The following is a 19,946-nucleotide window of genomic DNA, read 5'->3' on the forward strand; positions in this document are numbered from 1 at the left end:
AGGGACGCCCTGTCACAAGAGGCCCGTGCGAACCGCCTCTTCCACCTCGCTCGCGATGGCGCGCGCCTTCCGCAGGCTCATCCCTGCGCGTTGCCCCACATCCACGAGATCATCGAGCTCGATACCCCGCCCCTTCCCGTTCACCATGGTGGCGTGCTCACCGTTCATGCCTTCGCTTTGCGTGAGATCGTAGGCAGGGGAAAGGCGCCACGCACGTGCGTCCTCGTCGAAGATGAACGAGAAGTTCTTGGCGTGGTCGTCCCTGTTCCCGGCGAGCACGTTGAAGCACATGAGGCGGTAGAGCTGCTCGACGCAGTCAAAGCTGTCCGTAAGGCGCAGGGCCAGGCGCATGAGCAGGTCATAGTCGAGATTGGGGATGCGATGCGAGGTCTCGAGCAAACCCCCGGCGGAAACCATGTGAACCTTGTGCGCATTCCCCTGCGCGTCACGGCGGCGGTCGAATCGGCGCGTGCCGAAGTAGCCGGCACATTCTCGGGAGGGAAAGAGCCTCACCTCGGGCATGATGATGCCGCAGCGTTGTGCGGCACAGGCCATGCGATACTCGTGCAGGCCGGCGTCAGCCGCGTCATGAGACGAGGGGAACTTGATAATCCATGCGCTTCCGTCAACGTCGGTCATGATCTTCGGCCGAGCCCCGCCTGAGGACCCGCCGAGCGCGAACAGCGCGTCCAGGTCCTCTGAGAAGTCGGTGCGCAGCATGCGCGCGCACTCTGCGGCGATGTTGTCAAGATCCTCGATGCCCGGTTGGCTGGCAAGCGACATGGCGGGCACATATTCGAGCGCGCCCAAGCCGCTTGCGCCGATGATCGACAAGCGCGCGAGAACTCCCACGTCAAAAGGGTCAGCGCCATGGCGCCTGAGGAGCCGGTCGACCAGGAGCCTTCCCCACCCGTCGGGCAGGCTGTCGTCAAACACGCCGAACACGCCGTTGAGGGGATGGGGCTTGGCAACGAACACGCGCTTCTCGAGCGGAAGGCTGAACGGGCTGATGCTGAAGCCGTCAGCGATCCACTCGCTGCTGTACTCGAACACAAGCAGGCCGTTAGGGTCTTGCGCAAGCGTGCCGACGACGCGATCATGGTAGATGACGTTGAGGAACGCTGGCTCCGCGAAGGAGCGGGGCGGCATGGGCATGGCTACCTCCTTGCGTTGATGACGTCTTGGATGGAAGCGTACTGCCTTTTCGCGAACAGCGCGTCGAAATCGTCTTCGCAGCTCAGCGCAATGGATATGCGAATGAGCGACTCGAGGGATATCTGGTGCGTCTGCTCGAATCGCTTATAGGACCCCAGGCTCATGCCCGCCTTCTGGCTCATCTGGACTTGGGTGAGCTTGAGCTCTTTGCGACGCGCGCGAACGCGCTGCGCAAGGGCGGCGGCTATCTCGGAAGGAGTCTGCTGGTCGAGGTCAATCACAGCTCATATTATAGCCATTTCGGCATTTTATTGCCACAATAGCGCATATATGCGCCCTAGCTCTAGGGATTCGTCGTTTTATTGCCAGGGCGCCCGGTGTGGGGCGCCCCTCTTCCCGAAAGCCCCGCCAAAAAAACGGGCGCCCGGCGCGGGGCGCCCGCTTCTCCTTTCGAAGGCCTCGCCCAAAGGCGAGCGGCCCGCGCAGGGGGCCTTTCCAGAAACCTCCCTACTTGAAGTAGGCCACGCCGCCTTCGAACAGCGGCTGGTAGAGGTTGCCGGGGACGTTCTTGTACAGGCCAGCGCCCGAGCGCTCGGTGTGGCCCATCTTGCCGAGGACGCGCCCGTCCGGGCTCGTGATGCCCTCGATGGCGAGCATCGAGCCGTTGGGGTTCACCGCCAGATCCAGGGACGGCACGCCGGCCTCGTCGACGTACTGCGTCGCCACCTGGCCCTTCGCCACCAGCTCGTCGAGCAGGGCGGGCGGCGCCACGAAGCGGCCCTCGCCGTGGCTGATCGCCACGGTGTGCACGTCGCCCACCGCGCACTGCGCAAGCCACGGCGACAGGCTCGACGCCACGCGCGTGCGCACGAGGCGGCTCTGGTGGCGGCCGATGTTGTTGAACGTGAGCGTGGCGCAGTCCGCGTCCATCGGGCGGATGTCGCCGTAGGGCACGAGGCCCAGCTTCACGAGCGCCTGGAAGCCGTTGCAGATGCCGAGCATGAGGCCGTCGCGCTTCTGCAGAAGCTCGCGCACCGCCTCGGTCACCGCGGGGGCGCGGAAGAACGCCGTGATGAACTTCGCCGAGCCGTCGGGCTCGTCGCCGCCCGAGAAGCCGCCCGGGATCATGACGATCTGGGAGTTCCTGATGAGGCGCACGAGCTCGCGCGTGCTCTCGGCCACCGCGTCGGGCGTGAGGTTGTTGATGACGAACGTGTCGACCACGGCGCCCGCGCGCTCGAAGGCGGCCGCGGAGTCGTACTCGCAGTTGTTGCCGGGGAACACCGGGATGACCACGCGCGGGCGCGCCACGGCGGGGCCGGCGAACACGTGCGGCGCGGCGGCCTCGAACGACACCGGCTTCACCGCGGGCAGCGCCGCGCGCTCGGCCTCGGAGGTGCGGTACGGGAACACCGCCTCGATGCCGCGCTCCCACGCCTCCTGCAGCTCGGCGAGGCTCGCCGTCTCCTCGCCCACCGCAAGCTCGTAGGCCGCGGTGGTGGCGCCCACCACGTCAACGGCCACGTCGGCGCCGACTTCCGGCACCGCGGCGCCGTCGGCGAGCTCCACTGCGAAGCTGCCGTAGCTCAGCCCGAAGAGCGCGTCGGCGGGCAGCGCCGCGGAGAGCTTCACGCCGATGCCGTTGCCCACGCACATCTTGAACAGCGCCTCGGCCATGCCGCCGTAGCCCGGCGTGGCGACGGCGAGCGCCGCGCCTGAGCCGATCAGCTCCTCGACGCAGTCGAGCGCCGCCAGCAGCGACTCAACGCGCGGCGTGACGCCGTCGTCCTCGTAGCGCGGCACCACCGCAAGCACGCGATGCCCCGCGCCCTTGAACTCGGGCGACGTCACGCGGCTGACCTTGCCGCACGCCGTGGCGAAGCTCACGAGCGTCGGCGGCACGTCGAGCTGCTCGAACGAGCCGGACATGGAGTCCTTGCCGCCGATGGCGCCCACGCCGAGGTCGACCTGCGCCATGAGCGCGCCGAGCACGGCCGCGGCGGGCTTGCCCCAGCGCGCGGGCTCGTCGCGCAGCTTCTCGAAGTACTCCTGGAACGTGAGGTACATGTCCGCACGCTCAAAGCCCGCGGCCACGAGCTTCGCCACGCTCTCAACCACCGCGACGTACGAGCCCGTGAACTGGTTCGCCTCGGTGAGGTACGGGTTGAATCCCCAGGCCAGGCCCGAGCACGTGGTGGTCTCGCCGAAGGTCGGCAGCTTCGCCACCATGGCCTGCGCGGGTGTGAGCTGGTTCTTGCCGCCGAACGGCATGAGCACCGTGGCCGCGCCGATGGTGGAGTCGAAGCGCTCGGAGAGGCCCTTGTTCGACGCCACGTTGATGTCGCTCAGAAGCGCGCGCATCCGCTCGCCGAGCGCGTCACCGGGCTTGCCCCAGGTGCGCGCGTAGGCGCGCGGCGCGCCCACGGTCACGGCCTGGTGCTTCGGCGCGCCGTTCGACGCCAGGAACGCGCGGCTCACGTCGATGATCGTGCTGCCGCGCCACACCGCGCGCACGCGCGCCTCCTCGGTCACGCGCGCCACCGGCGTGGCCTCGAGGTTCTCCTCGTGCGCCAGCGCGATGAACGCATCCACGTCCTCGGCGGCGAGCGCCACGGCCATGCGCTCCTGCGACTCGGAGATGGCCAGCTCGGTGCCGTCGAGGCCGTCGTACTTCTTGGGCACGCGGTCGAGCTCGATGAACAGGCCGTCGGCCAGCTCCCCGATGGCGACCGACACGCCGCCCGCACCGAAATCGTTGCAGCGCTTGATCATCTGGCACGCGTCCTTGCGACGGAACAGGCGCTGGATCTTGCGCTCGACCGGCGCGTTGCCCTTCTGCACCTCGGCGCCGCAGCTCTCGAGCGACTCCAGGTTGTGCGCCTTCGAGGACCCCGTGGCGCCGCCGATGCCGTCGCGGCCCGTGCGGCCACCCAAGAGCACCACCACGTCGCCCGGCGCCGGCGTCTCGCGCCGCACGTGGTCGGCCGGGGTGGCGCCCACCACGGCGCCGATCTCCATGCGCTTGGCCGCGTAGCCCGGGTGGTACAGCTCGTGCACCTGCCCCGTGGCCAGGCCGATCTGGTTGCCGTAGGACGAGTAGCCCGCAGCCGCCGTGGTCACCAGCTTGCGCTGCGGCAGCTTGCCGGGGATGGTCTCGCTCACGGGAACGAGCGGGTTTGCCGCACCAGTCACGCGCATGGCCTGGTACACGTAAGAGCGCCCGCTCAAGGGGTCGCGGATGGCGCCGCCCACGCACGTGGCCGCGCCGCCGAACGGCTCGATCTCGGTGGGGTGGTTGTGCGTCTCGTTCTTGAACAGGTACAGCCAGTCCTGCTCCTCGCCGTCGACGTCCACCTTCACCTTCACGGTGCAGGCGTTGATCTCCTCGGACTCGTCGAGGCCCGTGAGGATGCCCTGCTTCTTCAGCCACTTCGCGCCGATGGTGCCCATGTCCATGAGGCAGACGGGCTTCTCGTCGCGCCCGAGCTCGTGGCGCATCTCCAGGTAGCGGTCGAACGCGCGCTGCACGTTGGCGTCGGCGATCTCGAAGTCGGTGAGCACCGTGCCGAACGTGGTGTGGCGGCAGTGGTCCGACCAGTAGGTGTCGATCATCTTGATCTCGGTGATGGTGGGGTTGCGCTTCTCCTCCTCGGCGAAGTAGCGCTGGCAGAAGGCGATGTCGGCGAGGTCCATGGCCAGCCCGCGCTCGGCGATGAAGGCGGCCAGGCCCTCCTCGTCGAGCTCGCAGAAGCCCTCGACCACCTCGACGTCGGCCGGCTCGGGGTAGTCCATGGCCAGCGTCTCGCGCGCCTCGAGCGACGCCTCGCGCGCCTCGATGGGGTTGATCACGTAGTGCTTGATGGCCTCGACGTCGGCTTCGCCGAGTTCTCCCTCGAGGTAGTACAGCTTGGCGGAGCGCACCTCGGGGCGCTCGCCCTGGCTGATGAGCTGGATGCACTCGCTCGCCGAGTCGGCGCGCTGGTCGAACTGTCCGGGCAGGTACTCTACCGCGAACACGGCGGCGCCGCGCGCGTCGGGCATCTCGAGCGTGGCCATGTCGGACTGCGGCTCGCTGAACACCGTGGGCACGCACTGCTCGAACAGCTCGGATGAGATGCCCTCCACGTCGTAGCGATTCACGCAGCGCAGGCCGCAAAGCGCCGACACGCCCAGGATGTCGCGCAGCTCGGCGAGCAGCTGGTGGGCCTCCACGTCGAAGCCGGGCCTCTTCTCAACATAGACGCGTTGGACCATGGTTCAAGCCTTTCTCTTACTTGCCTTCGGTGCTCTCGGCGCCTTCGGCGCCCTTGTCGGCCGCGCCGTTCGCGTCGGCAGCCTTCGCGCGGGCCTTCTCCTCGTTGATCTTCTCGCGGTTCGACAGGCGGAAGCCGCTGCCGAACAGGCTCTTCCGGGGCTTCTTCACCGGCGCCTCCTTGACGGGGGCCTCGGACGCCTCCTCGGCGGGCTTGCGGCTGACCGGCTTGGCGTGGCGGTTCTGGTTCTTGCCCGAGCCCTTCTTGTGCACCTGCTGCGCGCGCTCGGCGCGGGCGGCGGCGCGCTCGGCCTTCTTCTGCTTCTCCTCCTCGATGATCATGCGCTCCTGGTAGGCGCGGCGCTCCTTGCGGATGGGGGACATGTCAATGTAGAAGGCGATGATGATCAGGGCATACGCTGCGAAGAGCACGCCTAGGGCCACCGCGTCGGGCATGAACTCGCGCCCGAGGAACGAGATCGCCGTGCAGGCGATGGCGCCGATCAGGGTCACCCACCACCAGAGGCGCAGCGTCTTGTAGCGCTTGGTGTCGGGCTTGTAGTACTTGCGGTCAAGCGCGCGCTGCTCAGCCTGCGCCTTCTTGCGCTCGGCCTTGCGCTCGGCCTTCTTCTGCTGCGGGGTCTTGTCGGTGGTCTTGACGATCACCGAGGCCGCCGCCTGGGTCTTGGGCTTGGCGCTCGCGGCGCTCTTGCGCGTCTTGCCCGGGCGCTCGTCGGAGGTGTAGCGCTCGTTCATCGGGTTGCGTTGGGTCATGGGGCGGTTCCTTCCCTAGCGCGCGAACGTGCGGCCGGTGATCGTCTCGTATGCCTGGATGTACTTCTCGGAGGTCTTCTCGATGATCTCCTGCGGGAGGCGCGGCGGCTTGGTGCCGGAGCCCTTGCCCCAGTTCGCGGTGAGCCAGTCGCGCACGAACTGCTTGTCGAAGGAGGGCTGGTCCTTGCCTTCGGCGTAGACGTCGCCCGGCCAGAAGCGCGAGGAGTCGGGCGTGAGGACCTCGTCGGCCAGGATGACCTTGCCGTCGATGGTGCCGAACTCGAACTTGGTGTCGGCGATGATGACGCCGCGCTCGGCCGCATGGTCGCGCGCGGTGGAGTACACCTTGATGGCCAGGTCGCGCAGCGTGGCCGCGGCGTCCTCGCCGATGATCTCGGCACAGCGCTCGAAGCTGATGTTCTCGTCGTGGTCGCCGATCTCGGCCTTGGTGGACGGCGTGAAGATGGGCTCGGGCAGCTTCGAGGAGTTCACGAGGCCCTCCGGCAGCTCGATGCCGCAGACGGTGCCCTGCTTGCCGTACTCCTTGAGGCCGCTGCCGGCCAGGTAGCCGCGCACGATGCACTCGACGGGGAACATGTCGGCCTTCTTCACCAGCATGAAGCGGCCGCGCAGGTAGTCGGCGTAGGGCTTGAACTGCTCGGGCAGGTCAGCCACGTCGGCCGAGATCAGGTGGTTCTCCACCACGCCCTCGAGGAGCTCGAACCAGAAGCACGACAGCTGCGTGAGAACCTGTCCCTTGTAGGGGATCTCGTCCTCCAGGATGTAGTCGAACGCCGAGATGCGGTCCGTGGCGACGAGCAGCAGCTTGTCGCCGAGGTCGTACAGATCGCGAACCTTGCCCTGCGCATCGGGCTTGATGTCGATTCCCGCCATGAGAAAAACCCTTTCCTCCACCATGTTTCATGTTGCCGCGCATCACGCGCAGGAGGCGCTCATTGCTGCCGCCCGCCCGCTGCTGAGCGACGCGACGGCATGCGCCGCCGCGCGCGTCACGCGCGTGTTTTCGCATCATTCTATTATGGCGCAAGTGGGAGGGCCTGTCGCGCAAACCGAGTGCAATTTCCAAGGTTTTAGGATGGGCGCGAGTGCGACGGGCGGCGAAGCGAGCGGCGGCCTTCGCAGCGGCGCGAGTGCGACAGACGGCGAAGCGAGCGGCGGCCCCCGCCGTCGCGAGGGCGGCCGCGGATGCGCGAGGCCCCGAGGCCGACGAGCCGGCGGGCGGACTACCGCGCGCCGCGGCCCTTCTGCTTCTTGCCGACCCGGTTGCCAGCTCTGCCGGCGCCGCGCTGGGCGCTGCGCGCCTGCGCCGTCGCCTGCTTCTTCGCGCGCTCAGCGTCGTAGAGCGGGATGTGGATGGTGAAGCAGGCGCCCTTGCCCTTCTCGCCTTCCACCTGCACCCAGCCGCCGTGGCGGTCGACGATCTCCTTCACCACGGCCAGGCCCACGCCCAAGCCGCCGCTCTCGCGGGTGCGGCCCGCGTCGGCGCGCCAGAAGCGCGAGAACACCATCTTCGCCTCCTCGCGCGTCAGGCCGATGCCGGTGTCCTCCACGGAGATGGACGCCATAATGTCGCCGCGGCGCACGCGCACGTGGATGTGCCCGCCCTCGGGGGTGTAGCGCACGGCGTTCGAGATGAGGTTCGCCGTGGCCTGGCGGATCATGTCGGGGTCGCCCACCACGCGCACGCCCCGCTGCGCCTGGTAGTCGATGGTGAGGCCGGAGTCGGCCACGAACATCTCGTGCGTGGACACGATGCCCTCGATGAGCTCGCCCACGTCCACGACCTCCTCCTTCATGGGCTGCGAGCGGTTCTCGAGGCGCGACAGCTTGAGCAGCGCGTCAACCAGGCGCGACAGGCGCTGGACCTCGGAGTTCACCGTGACGAGGCGCTCCTCGTCGGCCTCGTACACGCCGTCGACCATGGCCTCGACCGTGGCCTGGATGGCCATGAGCGGCGTGCGCAGCTCGTGCGCCACGTCGGTGGTGAGGCGGCGCTCCAGCTCGCGGTCCTTCTCGACCGACTCGGCCATGGCGTCGAACGTCTCGCCCAGACGCGCGATCTCGTCCTCGCCGTGCAGGTTCGTGCGCGCCGCGAGGTCGCCTTCCTTGATGGCGCGCGCGGTCTTGGTCATGCGGTTGATGGGCGCCACCAGGTTGCGCGCGAACAGAAAGCCGATGCACGACGCCAGGATGATGGCCACCACCGTGGCGAGCAGCAGCGCCTGGTACGAGTTGTTGCGGAACTCCTGGTCAGGCTGGCGCATGAGCGTGTCGGAGCCGTACACCCAGATGCGCACCGAGCCCACGGCCACGTTGTCGACCACGATGGGCGCCATGGCGACCTGCGAGGGGTCGGTCGGCTCGAAGGACTTCTGCGCGCCGGGCGCGTCGCTTCTCACCGACGCTGACGAGTCGAACGGCACGCCGCCCTCCGCGTCGATCACCTTCACGCCCACGCCCGAGGTGAGCTCGGCCGTCTGCAGGGCGGGCTTGGTAGTGTCGGGGTTCCACAGGTCTCCCGTGCGCTCGTAGACCGACGCGATGCGCTCGGCCGTGGTGGTGGCCATGGTGCGCATGTTGTCGGTGGTGTAGGTCTGGAAATGCTGCTCCCACACGAACGACACCACGCCGATGGCCACGAGCGCGGTCATGGCCGCGATGAACGCGAACGCCAAGGTCACGCGCGTGGTGTACGAGAAGCTCGACCAGCGGAACCGCTTCTTGGCCTCGACGCGGGCGATGGAGCCCGTGGTGGCGGGCGCCGCCGCGCCGTCAGATGACTTCGGCTCGGCGTCCGAGACCATCACGCGCTCGGTCATGCTACTGGCCGTTCTTCGTGGGGTCCTCGAAGCGGTAGCCCACGCCGTGCACCGTGTGCAGCCACTTGGGGTTGCGCGGGTTGTCGCCGATCTTGGCGCGCAGGTTCTTCACGTGCGAGTCGATGGTGCGCTCGTAGCCCTCGAAGTCGTAGCCGAGCACCTTCTCCACCAGCTCCATGCGCGAGTACACGCGGCCGGGGTAGCGCGACAGCGTGGTGAGCAGCTTGAACTCGCTGGCCGTGAGGTCGATCTCCTCGCCGGAGACGAGCACCTTGTGCCCCGAGACGTCGATGGTGAGCTCGCCGAACTCGAGCACCTCGCGCTGGGGCTCGGAGTCGGCGTGCACGCGGCGCAGCAGCGCGCGGGCGCGGGCCACCAGCTCGCGCGGGCTGAACGGCTTCACCAGGTAGTCGTCGGCGCCGAGCTCGAGGCCGATGATGCGGTCCTCCACCTCGCCCTTCGCGGTGAGCATGATGATGGGCACGTCGGAGGTGTCGCGGATGACGCGGCACACGCGCTCGCCGGGGACGCGCGGCAGCATGAGGTCGAGGATGATGAGGTCGAAGTGGTGCTTCTGGAACTCCTCGAGCGCCTCCTGGCCGTCGCCGACGGCAGTCACCCAGTAGTTCTCACGCTCAAGGTAGGCCGTGACGGCGTCGCGAATGGCCTTCTCGTCCTCAACCAGGAGGATGCGTCGGGTTTCGTTGCTCATGGATGACTCCTTAAGCTCGGTTTGCTCGTTCTCGCCAGACCTGGGCTTAAGGCCCCGGCAGCAAAGCAGGCAGCAGGTCAGTGTTTGCGTTTATTGTAGCGTTTGCCCCCGACGAGACGCACACCCGTATGTCAAATGACACAATAGCCCCATGCCACAGAGACGAGATCGACAGAACACGGCGCGCGCGAAAGGCGGCGCGGCCCCATCGCGCGGCGCGGGGCGGCGCGGAAACGGGAGTGCAAGCGCGAGCGGGCGGCGCGGCGGCGCAAGCACAGGCAAACGGCGCGGCAGCGGACCCGCGAGCGGGCAGCGCGGCAGCGTAGGCGTTCGCGGTGCGGGCGCCCCCGGCGACAAGGCCGCGAGCCCTCGACGCGCCGGCGCGCACTCCGCGCGCTCGGTCACGCCACGCGTGTCCGCCTCCGCAGGCGTCGAGGTCAAGCTGCCCGTCGCAGGCGAGGTCCTGCTCACGCGCCGCCACTTCCTCTACGGCGTCGCGGGCGTCGCCGCGCTGGCTCTGCTCGGAGGCGGCGGCTACGCGGCCAGCCAGCTGGCCGCCAGCGACAACTCGGACGTGACCACGCTCAAGGTTCCCACGTCCTCCGTGTTCACCACCGAGGACTGCACGCAGATCGAGGACGCCTCGACCGCCCTTGCGCTCGTGAGTTCCCAGGAGCTCCCCTACGGCAGCCTGATCTGGTCGAACAGCGACTCGACCGCCGTCTGCCTGCTCCCCACCGAGACGGCCCGGCCCCTTGCGCAGGTGGGCCTGATCGCGCTGGGCTCAGGCACGTGCACCACGGTCATCGAGCACGCCGTGGGCGAGTCCGAGGGCTTCGAGATATACGACGTGCGCGCCTGCGACAAGGGCCTCATCTGGACCGAGGCCGACATCCTCGAGGGCACGTGGCGCGTCTACCACGCGCGCCTCGAGGGCGCCTCCGTGGGCACGCCCGCGCTCGCCGAGGAGGGCGCGTCCGACTGGGAGATGCCCACGCTGGCCGCGGCGGGCGGCTACGCGTTCTGGCAGACGCTGCCCAACCTCGACGGCCCCGCGAAGCAGGAGGACTCCACGCTCAAGCGCGCCGCGTTCGGCTCGTCCGACGCCGAGGTGGTCTACGCCTCGCACGGCCGCATGGCGTGCGCGCCGTGCTCCGTCCGCGACGGCGTGATCGCGGTGCCGCGCGCCGACACGAGCGGCACCTACTACCAACTCACGCGCATCGAGGCGGAGTCGGGCCAGGTCACCGATGCGCTGGTGCTCCCCTCGTCCATGAGGCCTTTCGAGGTGGGATACGGCCCGACCGGCTTCAGCTTCGCCTTCGACGGCATCTACAGCTACGGCGACGGCATCGCGAACCTCGGGACGTACCTGCCCACCGACGAGGTGACCACGGGAATCCTGTCCGAGGACGCGCTCGCGCAGATGGAGGGCTCATCGGCGGGCTCCGCGTCCGCCTCATCCGAGCTCTCACTCGCCGAGCGCAACGTCCGGACAGCCGCCTCCGTCGCCCGCTTCGCCGCCGTCCCCTACGGCGACGCAACGTGGTTCCGCTTCCCGCGCACGCCGCTCGCGGCGCCCGCCTGGTGCGGCTCGTGGCTCATGGTGAAGTCGACGAGCGCCGTGTGCGGCGTCGACCTCGCGGCGCGCCAGTACTTCTCGATCGAGGTGGAGAACGGCGCCGACGACTACGGCGACTTCCTCGCCTCAACGGGCGCCGGCGACTACGTGGTGACCTACTCCAACATCGACCACACCCCGCTCTCCGGCGAGCGCACCAGAAAGTGCCTCGTCAGGGTCTGGAAGCCCGCGTAGCCCGCTATCCGCACCCGGTAATTCGATTCGGTTGCGGCTCGTTTTATCACTCGCATATCCGCAGTTCGGAAGCTTGAAAAAGCGCCTTCGTTCGAGTTGCGGCCCTCGCTGGCATGAATCTGGTACGAATCGTGCCAGAGTTTGTGCCGGGGCCCCTACATTCTCTTTGACCTCACCTCCTTGAGGATGCCCTTCTTGAACTGTGACCAGCTGCCGAAGAACTTCTCGTCGGTGGCTGTCGCCGTCTTGTCCTGGTACTTGAGCGCCGTGAGCTCCATAGTACAGATGTAGTCCGCCGCCTGCGAGAGCCGGTAGTCGGCGGGCGACGCGAGGCGGTAGGTGACCGCGCTCTTGGTGAGCGCGTAGTCGATGGCCTTGTGCAGGGCGCTCGCAATTGACTGCTGGCCGTCGTCGTAATAGATCTTCACGCCATCGAAGCTTTGGAAGTAGGCCAGGTTGTCGAAGAGAAAGTCGACGATCCCGCGGCGCATCGCCGACGCAACGTTGTCGAGGGTGTCGTACTCCTTGGTCTTGAGCACAATCCACCCGTAGCGGATGGGAAGGTGCCGGAAGAAGACGCGGAAGGTCGAGAGCAGCCTCTTGCGCTCTGCGATGCCCATACCCTCGTAGTCGTCGTGGCCGTTGAGCAGCGGGGTCGCGTGGAACGGGATGTCGGGCAGGCCCTTCTGCACAAGCGATGCATGGTACCTCGCTATATCGTCGTCAAGCGCGTCCGACTGGTCGTGCACGACGAGCGCGAGAATGTAGTAGGCGTCGCGCAGGTTGTCGCTTCCCGACTCGTCCAGAAACAGGCTTAGGTCGCTCATCGTCTTATGCTCCATAAAACAAAAGCCGGGGAAAACGTCCCCGGCACTTGGAAACCCTCCCTATTCGGGAAAGTCACCTATTTTATACCACGGATGCTGGTCGCAGTCGAGGGTGCAATCCCCATCAAAGTGACGCCGTCTCCACGCCGTCGTCATCGAGAAGGTGCTTGGCGCGGCGGGGCTTTGATGCCACTATGCTTGCAGACGCAAAAACCTCCGAGGTTTTGCAAGGGCCGGTCCTACTGGGACTGGCCCTCGTTGTTTTGCGGGGCGATTTACCCGCACTCGTCGACGATGTCCATGAGGCGCTGCTGCGAGTTGATGCCGAGCTTCCGGTAGATGTGGTAGATGTGCGACTTCACCGTGGCGGGGCTCACGGTGAGCGCCCCCGCGATGTGCTCGGCGTTGCGCCCGCGTGCCAAGAGGACGAGCACCTCCCCCTCGCGCGGCGTGAGCGCGTAGCGCTCGGCCACGTGCGCGCAGCGCTGCTCGAGGCTGAGCGCCTGAGGCTCGGGGTCCTCCCCCTCCTCCTGCGCGACCGCCTCGACCACGCCCTTGCCCGCCACGTCGAGGAGGTCGTCCAGGCGCGCGCGCATCTCCGACTCGTCGCCGCCGTACACCGAGAACGACACCACGACCACGACGGCGAACAGGGCCATGGCGAGGCACAGCGCCATGCCCTCGAGCCCCAGCGTGAAGACCAGCACGAACGCGAAGGCCGACCCCAGGAAGAACCCGAGCCACGAGGGAGCCTGGCGCATGGCGTAGCGCCTCACGGGATGCAGGCGGAACTCGTAGTTGTCGATGCTCGTGGAGTACCAGGCGAACACCGAGGTGTGCGCCAGGGCCATGTTGGCGACGCAGCCGCACGCGACGCGCGCCGCGCCGTCGCAGAACGGCAGCAGAAGGACGCTCGCCACGAGGAAGGGCAGCGTGATGCGCTGGACGACGCCCACGTCGACGTCCACGCGCGCGCCGAGGAAGTTCCAGACGAACACGAGCAGGATGCCGCCGATGCCGCTCGCCCCGCCGATGAGGGCGGCCTCGTAGCCCATCGAGCACAGCTCGACCGTCATGAATCCGTACACCGCGCCATGGCAGGCGACCGAGACCGCCGCGGTGGCCGAGAGCGCCGGGGCGGCGCGAAGCTCGTTAACGCGCGGCACGGTCTCGCGGGGGACGCGCCGCGAGAGGAAGGCCACCGCGCCCATCGACCCCCCGATGAGCAGCGCTATCTGCAGCAGGCTCGCCCACACCAGGCTCGTCGCGTTCACCAGCACGAACAGAAGCGTCCCGAGCGCCGCACCGCACGCGATGACGTGCGCCGTGCGCTTGGTGGGCACGATGCTGAAGAACACGCACCAGCACGACATGGCGCTCGCCTGGGCGAAGCCGAACAGGGCCCACACCGCGACCGACACCGCGAAGGGAAGGGGCGCAACGTAGGTGCTCGCGAGCGACTCCGCCACCGCCACGAGGGCGAGAAGCGCGCTCAGCGGAAGGAGGCGGCCGCGATGCTCGTACACCCAGTCGGCCTTCAGGCCGTAGGCCACGTAGGTCACGACGAGCGCCAGGACCGAGGCGATGCGCAGCTTCATCCCCTCCTCGATCGAGCACCACGAGAGCAGCGGGACCGACGGCGCGAACACCGCCGTGAGCTCCCATCCGATGAGGCACGAGAAGCCGGCCACGGCCACGAGGTACAACGGCTGCAGATCGACGGCCGCCTGCGGCTGATTTTCTGATTTCCCCTGATCAAGCGCGTACACAGAGACCCCCTCAACATTTGAGTATGACACTGAAACGCCCAAAGAACCGAATTCAACATCAGCAGCTGTCGATTCGAAAAGGGAACAGGCCGATACTTTCGCCTAGGCGACCGCTTACGGCGAAGGATGCGCCTCGGTTCCCCTGCCATGCGACTTTCCGCACAGCGCATACCGTCTCATAAGCGCGCCCCGCAGTCAAACCTTTGAGAGAAAGGAACGTCCATGTGCTTCAGACCGCCTACCGTGGACCAGGGGCCGGCAAAGTGCCCCCAGTGCGGAGCGATCGTCAACCCGACGCTTGACGAGTGCCCCAGCTGCGGCGCCAAAGCCGCCCCCAAGACGCCGGGCGCGCCGCCTGCGCCGGGAGCCCCCGGCGTTCCGGGCGTCCCGCCTGCGCCGGGCGTGCCGGGCGTGCCGGGCGTGCCAAGCGCCCCGGGCGTCCCGGGCGCGCCTTCGGTCCCGAAGGTGCCCACTCCCCCCGCGCCCTAGGGCCGAGGGAAAGACGCGGGCCCCTGGGCGCGGCCGCCTCTCGAGCGCGCGGCAAGGGGCCCGTTCCGTTTCAGACGAGTGAGGAGAGAAGATGGGAAGCAGCGTAACCGGCACTTCTATCATCAAGGGCCTCGGCTTCAACAGCTTCGGCATCGGAGCCAACGCCTGCACGGTTGACATCGACGAGGAAAACGACAAGATCCTGCGCATCCGCCCGTTCCACTTCGACGAGCACTACACGCCGGAGGAGCTGAACTACTGGAAGATCGAGGCGCGCGGGCACACCTTCGAGCCCGGCCTCAAGACCTACATATCGCCGCTGTCGCTCAGCTACAAGAAGCGCGTGTACTCCAAGAACCGCATCCCCTGCCCGCTCAAGCGCGTGGACTGGGACCCGGACGGCGAGCGCAACCCGCAAAACCGCGGCAAGAGCGCGTACGAGCGCATCAGCTGGGATGAGGCCACGAGCATCATCGCCCGCGAGATCAAGCGCATGCACGACACCTACGGGCCCGAGGCCATCCTCTGCGAGGTCGACGGCCACGGGGAGACGAAGGTGGTGCACGCGGCCCACGGCTCCATCACGCGCCTGCTCGACGAGTGCGGGGGCTACACCCTCCAGTCGCGCAACTCCGACAGTTGGGAGGGCTGGTACTGGGGCGCCAAGCACATCTGGGGCATGGACCCGCTCGGCCAGACCTCGTTCCAGAACAACATCATCAAGGACATCTCCGAGAACGGCGACGCTGTGCTGTTTTGGGGCTGCGACGTGGAGACGACGCCTCTGGGCTGGGGCGGCTACATGGCGAGCCGCATCTGCGCGTGGTTCACGGAGATCGGCGTCAAGCAGATCCACATCGCGCCCGACGTGAACTACACGAACGCCGTGCACGCCGACAAGTGGATCCCGGTGCTGCCCAACACCGATGCGGCCCTGCAGCTGGCAATCGCCTACACCTGGATCAAGGAGGGCACCTACGACCAGGCCTACCTCGACACCCACGCCGTGGGCTTCGACAACTTCAAGTACTACGTGATGGGCGGCGAGGACGGCGTGCCGAAGACCCCGAAGTGGGCCGAGGCCATCTGCGGCGTGCCCTCCTACACCATCAAGGCGCTCGCGCGCTACTGGGCGCGCCACGCCGTGTCCATCGCCCACTGCAACGGCGGCAGCTTCATCCGCAGCTGCTTCAGCCACGAGCCGGCGCGCCTCGAGGTGGCGCTTTTGGGCATGCAGGGGCTGGGCAAGCCGGGCGCCAACCAGTTCAAGATGCTCGAGTGGACGCTGTTCGGCATCCCCACGGTGACGCCGCTGCCGCCCTCGACGTGCATCCCCAACATCGGCGCGGCCTACCTCGGCTTCATCACGGGCACCAAGCCGAGCTTCATCCCCAAGACCATGATCCCGCAGGCCATCCTGAACCCGCCCGTGCAGTGGTACGGCCACATCGCGGCCGGCCTCCCGCGTGAGGACCAGTTCACCGGCCCGTTCACCTTCCCCGTCGAGGGCAAGTCGCGCATCCACATGGTGTGGTCTGACACGCCCTGCTGGGAGACGTGCTGGAACGGCGGCTTCAAGATGCAGGACGCGCTGCGCCACGACTCCATCGAGTTCGTGGTCATCCAGCATCCCTGGATGGAGAACGACTGCAACTTCGCCGACATCATCATCCCGTCGAACACCAAGTTCGAGACCGAGGACATCGGAACCGACAACGACTCCGGCCAGTGGACCGTGGTGTTCTACGAGAAGCAGGCCATCAAGGCGCGCATGGACTCGAAGTCCGACGTGGAGGGCGTGGCCGAGATCGCCCGGGCCCTCGAGAAGTTCGGCGGCGTCTACGAGAACCTCCACGAGCGCTTCATGGGCGGCAAGTCCTTCGACGAGTGGATCAAGGCGGGCTTCGAGACGTGCGGCATCCCCGAGGGCGCGATGACCTACGAGGAGTTCAAGGAGAAGCAGTACTACCCGTTCCCCACCCTGGAGAACTGGGAGGACATGCCCGCCGGCCTCATCGGGTTCCACGACGACCCCGAGGGCAACCCGCTGCGCACGCCCTCAGGCAAGCTCGAGTACTACTCCACCACGCTGGCGCAGATGTTCCCGGACGACAAGGAGCGCGGCCCCATCCCCCGCTGGGTGCACGTGAGCGACGAGCACGAGGAGCGCACGAACACCGAGCGCGGGCGCACGTACCCGTTTTTGCTGGTGAGCAACCACCCGCACTTCCGCGTGCACGCCCAGCACGACGACGTGACCTGGCTGCGCGAGATCGAGACGTGCAAGGTGGTGGGCCCCGACGGCTACCGCTACGAGCCCATCTGGGTGAACCCGATCGACGCGGGCAAGCTGGGGCTTGAGACCGGCGACATCGCCAAGCTCTACAACGAGCGCGGCGGCGTGCTCGGCGGCGTCATCGTGAGCGAGCGCATCATGCCGGGCGCCCTGTACCAGGACCACGGATCGCGCGTCGACAGCATCGTCATGGGCGAGGGCGGCCTCGACCGCGGCGGCGCGAACAACCTGATCGCGCCGAGCGCGACCACCTCCAAGAACGCCGCCGGCGAAGTGACCTCGGGCTTTTTGGTGAACATCGAGAAGGTCGACGTGTTCGCGCTGGCCGAGCAGTACCCCGAGGCGTTCTCGCGCGACTACGACCCCGATTGCGGGCTGGTGGCCACGGCTCGCATGGTGGAAGGAGCATAGATCATGGGTAAGGTTTTCGTATTCGACTTCGCGAAGTGCACCGGCTGCCGCAACTGCCAGCTAGCCTGCAAGGACGAGCACGTCGACAACGACTGGGCCCCGTACGCCGCGCCCCAGCCCGACACCGGCCAGTTCTGGGGTCGCATCGAGGAGAAGGTGCGCGGCCAGGTGCCGAAGGTGCGCGTGAGCTACGCGTGGCGCGCCTGCCAGCACTGCGGGAACGCGCCCTGCATGGCGGCTGCCACGGCGGCGGGGGCGCCGGACGCCGTGTACCGCCGCGACGACGGCCTCGTGATCGTCGACCCCGTTGCCGCACGCGGGTGCGAGGTCCTCGCCGAGGCGTGCCCCTACGGCGTGATCTTCTACAACGAGGAGCTCGGCCTCCCGCAGAAGTGCACGGGCTGCGCGCACCTGGTGGACGAGGGGCTGCCGCCGCACTGCGTGGACGTGTGCCCGCACGAGGCGCTGCGCTTCGGCGACGAGGAGGACTTCGCCGCCGAGATCGCACAGGCCGAGTTCTGGATGGCCGAGCGCGCCGAGGCGGACGAGCCGCGCGTGTACTACCTCAACAAGCCGCGCCGCTTCTTGGGCGGGGTGGTGGTCGACCTCGAGGCCGACGAGGTCATCGTCGGCGCGAAGGTGACGCTCGAGGACGTGCGCACGGGCGCGGTGCAGGCCGCGCTCACCGACGAGTTCGGCGACTTCTGGTTCGAGCAGATCCCGGCTTCCGAGTACCGCGTCTACTTCGAGGCGGACGGCTACCTGACCCGCATGCTCGAGGCGACAACAGAGAACGAGGACCGCAACATGGGTCCCGTCGCGCTGTACGCCACCGCGTAGCGCCCTTGCGCCTGCGGGCGCGCCGCCCGCGCGCCCGCACAGCACGACGCAAGAAGAAGGCCCCGACCACGTGGTCGGGGCCTTCCCTTCTCAACCTTCTCCTCGCAAGCGGCCGGGCTCCTCGCCTGACGCCAGGGCGCGCGAAGGCACGTCAGCGCCCGCGGCTGCCCCCGCAGCCCCCGCAGCCCGCGGCAGCCTCAGCCGAAGCGGTACGACACGCCCATGCTTCCCCGCGGGTAAGCCCACCTCTCCACGATGGTGCCCCCGCACAGGATGCGGCACGTGCCGCACTCGAGGCAGCCCGCGTAGTCGAACGTCGGGGCGCCGTCCTCGTCGCGCTGGTAGAGCGCGGCGGGGCAGCACGTCACGAGCTTGTCGAACTCGGCCGCGTCAGCGTCCCGGACTACCACGATGTGCGGGACCTCCTCGTCGACGGCGTACTTGTTCACCGACAGCTTCTCGTCAACGGTTGTCATGCTCATAAGGCCTTCACCCCCCTGCGCACGTCTTTGAGGATGTTCCGCAGGCCCACGCGCCGCACGGCGGGCCTCACCTTGTCGCGCAGGCGCCCCACGGGGCTCCCGTCAACCGCGAACATGCCCCGCATGACCTCCGCGGCCATCGCGGGGTACTCCCCGTACAGACGCGGCGTCTGCTCCAAAAACGCCGGCAGGCCCGCGTGGTCCCTCAAATCCTGCAGCACGAAGCAGTCCTCGAGGGCCTCCCGGTAGCCGGCGAGCCCCTGCTCGGACGTGTCACCCGCGTCGATGGCCGCCACGGCGGCCTGCGCGGCGGCCGCGCCCGACGCCATCGCGTAGTCCATCCCCCGCACCTGGTACCCCAGGTTGACGCACAGCATCGCCGCGTCCCCCGCGAGCAGGCAGCCGTCGCACGCCAGCTTGGGCACCATGGCGAGGCCCCCCTCGGGGACCATGTGGGCCGAGTACTCCACGAGCTTGCCGCCCGCAAGCACCGGCGCCACCGCCGGGTGCTCCTTGAACGCGTCGAGCATCTTGTATACCGGCGTGGAGGAGCCGCACAGATCCGACAGCGTGGCCACCACGCCGATCGAGACGGACGTGCGGTTGGTGTAGAGGAAGCCGCCCCCTGCGTGCCCCTGCGTCGCGGCGCCCACGAACAGCCAGGCGCAGCCCTCCCCCTCGGGCACCTGGAACCGGTCGCTTATCACGCCCTCGGGAAGCTCGATGACCTCCTTGGCGCTCACGGCCATCTGGTGCGGCAGCGGGCGCTTCGCCAGGCCCGCGCGCTCCGAGAGGAGCGAGTTCGCCCCGTCGGCGAGGATGGTCACCTCTGCGGTGATCTCGTCATCCCCCGCCCTCACGCCGCACACGCGCCCGCCGTCCATCACCAGGTCCTCGACGGTGATGCCGAACACGCACTCGGCGCCCGCCTGCTCGGCCTGGTCGGCCAGCCACGCGTCGAACGGCGCGCGCAGCACCGCGTACGACGCGTTCTCAGGCAGGCCCAGGCTCGGCGAGGCGAACTCGAGCGTCGTGTTGTCGGCGTCGGTCAGAAACGACACGCGCTCGCGCGTGATCTTGCGCTCGAGCGGCGCCTCATCGGCGAAGTCGGGAAGCACCTTCGCCAGCGCGTGCGCGTAGATGCGCCCGCCCGTCATGTTCTTGGAGCCGGGCTCGCCCGCGCGGTCGATGAGCAGGACGCTCTTGCCCGCGCGCGCCAGCTTGACGGCAGCCACCGACCCGGCGCACCCGGCGCCTACTACGATGGCATCGAAGTCAGCCAC

At 68.0% G+C, this 19,946-nt stretch carries 15 protein-coding genes; 4 read left to right on the top strand and 11 right to left on the bottom strand.

Annotated features, from left to right (window positions below):
* Positions 1-12 precede the first annotated feature (12 nt).
* The 7 genes from G7Y50_RS00170 to G7Y50_RS00200 all read right to left on the bottom strand — a co-directional run bounded on the left by G7Y50_RS00170 (position 13) and on the right by G7Y50_RS00200 (position 9,733).
* Positions 13-1,155: a type II toxin-antitoxin system HipA family toxin gene (locus G7Y50_RS00170; protein ID WP_206214713.1), complete on the bottom strand. Its 1,143-nt coding sequence runs from the start codon at positions 1,153-1,155 to the stop codon at positions 13-15.
* 2 nt (positions 1,156-1,157) lie between these two features.
* On the bottom strand, positions 1,158-1,436 hold the full coding sequence (locus G7Y50_RS00175) for a helix-turn-helix domain-containing protein (protein WP_165047034.1): 279 nt from the start codon (positions 1,434-1,436) through the stop codon (positions 1,158-1,160).
* A 226-nt stretch (positions 1,437-1,662) separates the two neighbouring features.
* Entirely contained in the window at positions 1,663-5,409 is a 3,747-nt protein-coding gene (locus tag G7Y50_RS00180; protein WP_165047037.1) for a phosphoribosylformylglycinamidine synthase, read from the bottom strand.
* A 16-nt stretch (positions 5,410-5,425) separates the two neighbouring features.
* Positions 5,426-6,181 (bottom strand): hypothetical protein, encoded by a 756-nt coding sequence (locus tag G7Y50_RS00185; RefSeq protein ID WP_206214714.1) that lies wholly within the window; start codon positions 6,179-6,181, stop codon positions 5,426-5,428.
* Positions 6,182-6,196: 15 nt separating this feature from the next.
* Positions 6,197-7,075, bottom strand: coding sequence for a phosphoribosylaminoimidazolesuccinocarboxamide synthase (locus G7Y50_RS00190; RefSeq protein ID WP_165047040.1), 879 nt, complete (start codon positions 7,073-7,075; stop codon positions 6,197-6,199).
* Positions 7,076-7,425: 350 nt separating this feature from the next.
* Positions 7,426-9,021, bottom strand: coding sequence for a cell wall metabolism sensor histidine kinase WalK (locus tag G7Y50_RS00195; protein WP_165047042.1), 1,596 nt, complete (start codon positions 9,019-9,021; stop codon positions 7,426-7,428).
* Position 9,022: 1 nt separating this feature from the next.
* Positions 9,023-9,733, bottom strand: a complete 711-nt coding sequence (locus tag G7Y50_RS00200) for a response regulator transcription factor (protein ID WP_165047045.1) — start codon at positions 9,731-9,733, stop codon at positions 9,023-9,025.
* 151 nt (positions 9,734-9,884) lie between these two features.
* Here G7Y50_RS00200 and G7Y50_RS00205 point away from each other — a divergent pair, with 151 nt between their 5' ends.
* A complete protein-coding gene (locus G7Y50_RS00205; RefSeq protein WP_165047048.1) occupies positions 9,885-11,549 on the top strand; it encodes a Tat pathway signal protein in 1,665 nt (554 codons plus the stop codon).
* Between the two features lie 155 nt (positions 11,550-11,704).
* Here the strand turns inward: G7Y50_RS00205 and G7Y50_RS00210 are convergent, their stop codons facing one another.
* The gene (locus G7Y50_RS00210) at positions 11,705-12,376 is read right to left on the bottom strand and encodes a DUF3800 domain-containing protein (protein ID WP_165047665.1); all 672 of its coding nucleotides are present in this window, start codon (positions 12,374-12,376) and stop codon (positions 11,705-11,707) included.
* 275 nt (positions 12,377-12,651) lie between these two features.
* Positions 12,652-14,145 carry a helix-turn-helix transcriptional regulator gene (locus G7Y50_RS00215; RefSeq protein ID WP_165047050.1) on the bottom strand — a complete coding sequence of 498 codons (1,494 nt, stop codon included), beginning with the start codon at positions 14,143-14,145 and terminating at the stop codon, positions 12,652-12,654.
* A gap of 222 nt (positions 14,146-14,367) precedes the next feature.
* Between G7Y50_RS00215 and G7Y50_RS00220 the strand changes: the two genes are divergently transcribed.
* From G7Y50_RS00220 to G7Y50_RS00230, 3 genes are all read left to right on the top strand, one after another.
* Complete coding sequence (locus G7Y50_RS00220) at positions 14,368-14,634, top strand: hypothetical protein (protein ID WP_165046954.1); 267 nt, start codon at positions 14,368-14,370, stop codon at positions 14,632-14,634.
* A 91-nt stretch (positions 14,635-14,725) separates the two neighbouring features.
* A complete protein-coding gene (locus G7Y50_RS00225) occupies positions 14,726-17,341 on the top strand; it encodes a molybdopterin-dependent oxidoreductase (protein WP_165047053.1) in 2,616 nt (871 codons plus the stop codon).
* Positions 17,342-17,344: 3 nt separating this feature from the next.
* On the top strand, positions 17,345-18,181 hold the full coding sequence (locus tag G7Y50_RS00230; protein WP_165047055.1) for a 4Fe-4S dicluster domain-containing protein: 837 nt from the start codon (positions 17,345-17,347) through the stop codon (positions 18,179-18,181).
* Positions 18,182-18,378: 197 nt separating this feature from the next.
* Here G7Y50_RS00230 and G7Y50_RS00235 read toward each other — a convergent pair whose 3' ends face one another.
* Together G7Y50_RS00235 and G7Y50_RS00240 are read right to left on the bottom strand one after the other, a co-directional pair.
* A complete protein-coding gene (locus G7Y50_RS00235) occupies positions 18,379-18,657 on the bottom strand; it encodes a ferredoxin family protein (RefSeq protein ID WP_241156396.1) in 279 nt (92 codons plus the stop codon).
* A 2-nt stretch (positions 18,658-18,659) separates the two neighbouring features.
* Positions 18,660-19,946 (bottom strand): FAD-dependent oxidoreductase, encoded by a 1,287-nt coding sequence (locus tag G7Y50_RS00240; protein ID WP_165047060.1) that lies wholly within the window; start codon positions 19,944-19,946, stop codon positions 18,660-18,662.

It is taken from the genome of Adlercreutzia sp. ZJ176, from assembly GCF_011038975.1.
GTDB lineage: Bacteria > Actinomycetota > Coriobacteriia > Coriobacteriales > Eggerthellaceae > CAAEEV01.

What these genes read in the sequence shown, in the direction of transcription:
- G7Y50_RS00170 (WP_206214713.1), bottom strand. Translation starts at nt 1,155, where the DNA reads ATGCCCATGCCGCCCCGCTCCTTCGCGGAGCCAGCGTTCCTCAACGTC.
- G7Y50_RS00180 (WP_165047037.1), bottom strand. Translation starts at nt 5,409, where the DNA reads ATGGTCCAACGCGTCTATGTTGAGAAGAGGCCCGGCTTCGACGTGGAG.
- G7Y50_RS00185 (WP_206214714.1), bottom strand. Translation starts at nt 6,181, where the DNA reads ATGACCCAACGCAACCCGATGAACGAGCGCTACACCTCCGACGAGCGC.
- G7Y50_RS00190 (WP_165047040.1), bottom strand. Translation starts at nt 7,075, where the DNA reads ATGGCGGGAATCGACATCAAGCCCGATGCGCAGGGCAAGGTTCGCGAT.
- G7Y50_RS00195 (WP_165047042.1), bottom strand. Translation starts at nt 9,021, where the DNA reads ATGACCGAGCGCGTGATGGTCTCGGACGCCGAGCCGAAGTCATCTGAC.
- G7Y50_RS00200 (WP_165047045.1), bottom strand. Translation starts at nt 9,733, where the DNA reads ATGAGCAACGAAACCCGACGCATCCTCCTGGTTGAGGACGAGAAGGCC.
- G7Y50_RS00205 (WP_165047048.1), top strand. Translation starts at nt 9,885, where the DNA reads ATGCCACAGAGACGAGATCGACAGAACACGGCGCGCGCGAAAGGCGGC.
- G7Y50_RS00210 (WP_165047665.1), bottom strand. Translation starts at nt 12,376, where the DNA reads ATGAGCGACCTAAGCCTGTTTCTGGACGAGTCGGGAAGCGACAACCTG.
- G7Y50_RS00220 (WP_165046954.1), top strand. Translation starts at nt 14,368, where the DNA reads ATGTGCTTCAGACCGCCTACCGTGGACCAGGGGCCGGCAAAGTGCCCC.
- G7Y50_RS00225 (WP_165047053.1), top strand. Translation starts at nt 14,726, where the DNA reads ATGGGAAGCAGCGTAACCGGCACTTCTATCATCAAGGGCCTCGGCTTC.
- G7Y50_RS00230 (WP_165047055.1), top strand. Translation starts at nt 17,345, where the DNA reads ATGGGTAAGGTTTTCGTATTCGACTTCGCGAAGTGCACCGGCTGCCGC.
- G7Y50_RS00235 (WP_241156396.1), bottom strand. Translation starts at nt 18,657, where the DNA reads ATGACAACCGTTGACGAGAAGCTGTCGGTGAACAAGTACGCCGTCGAC.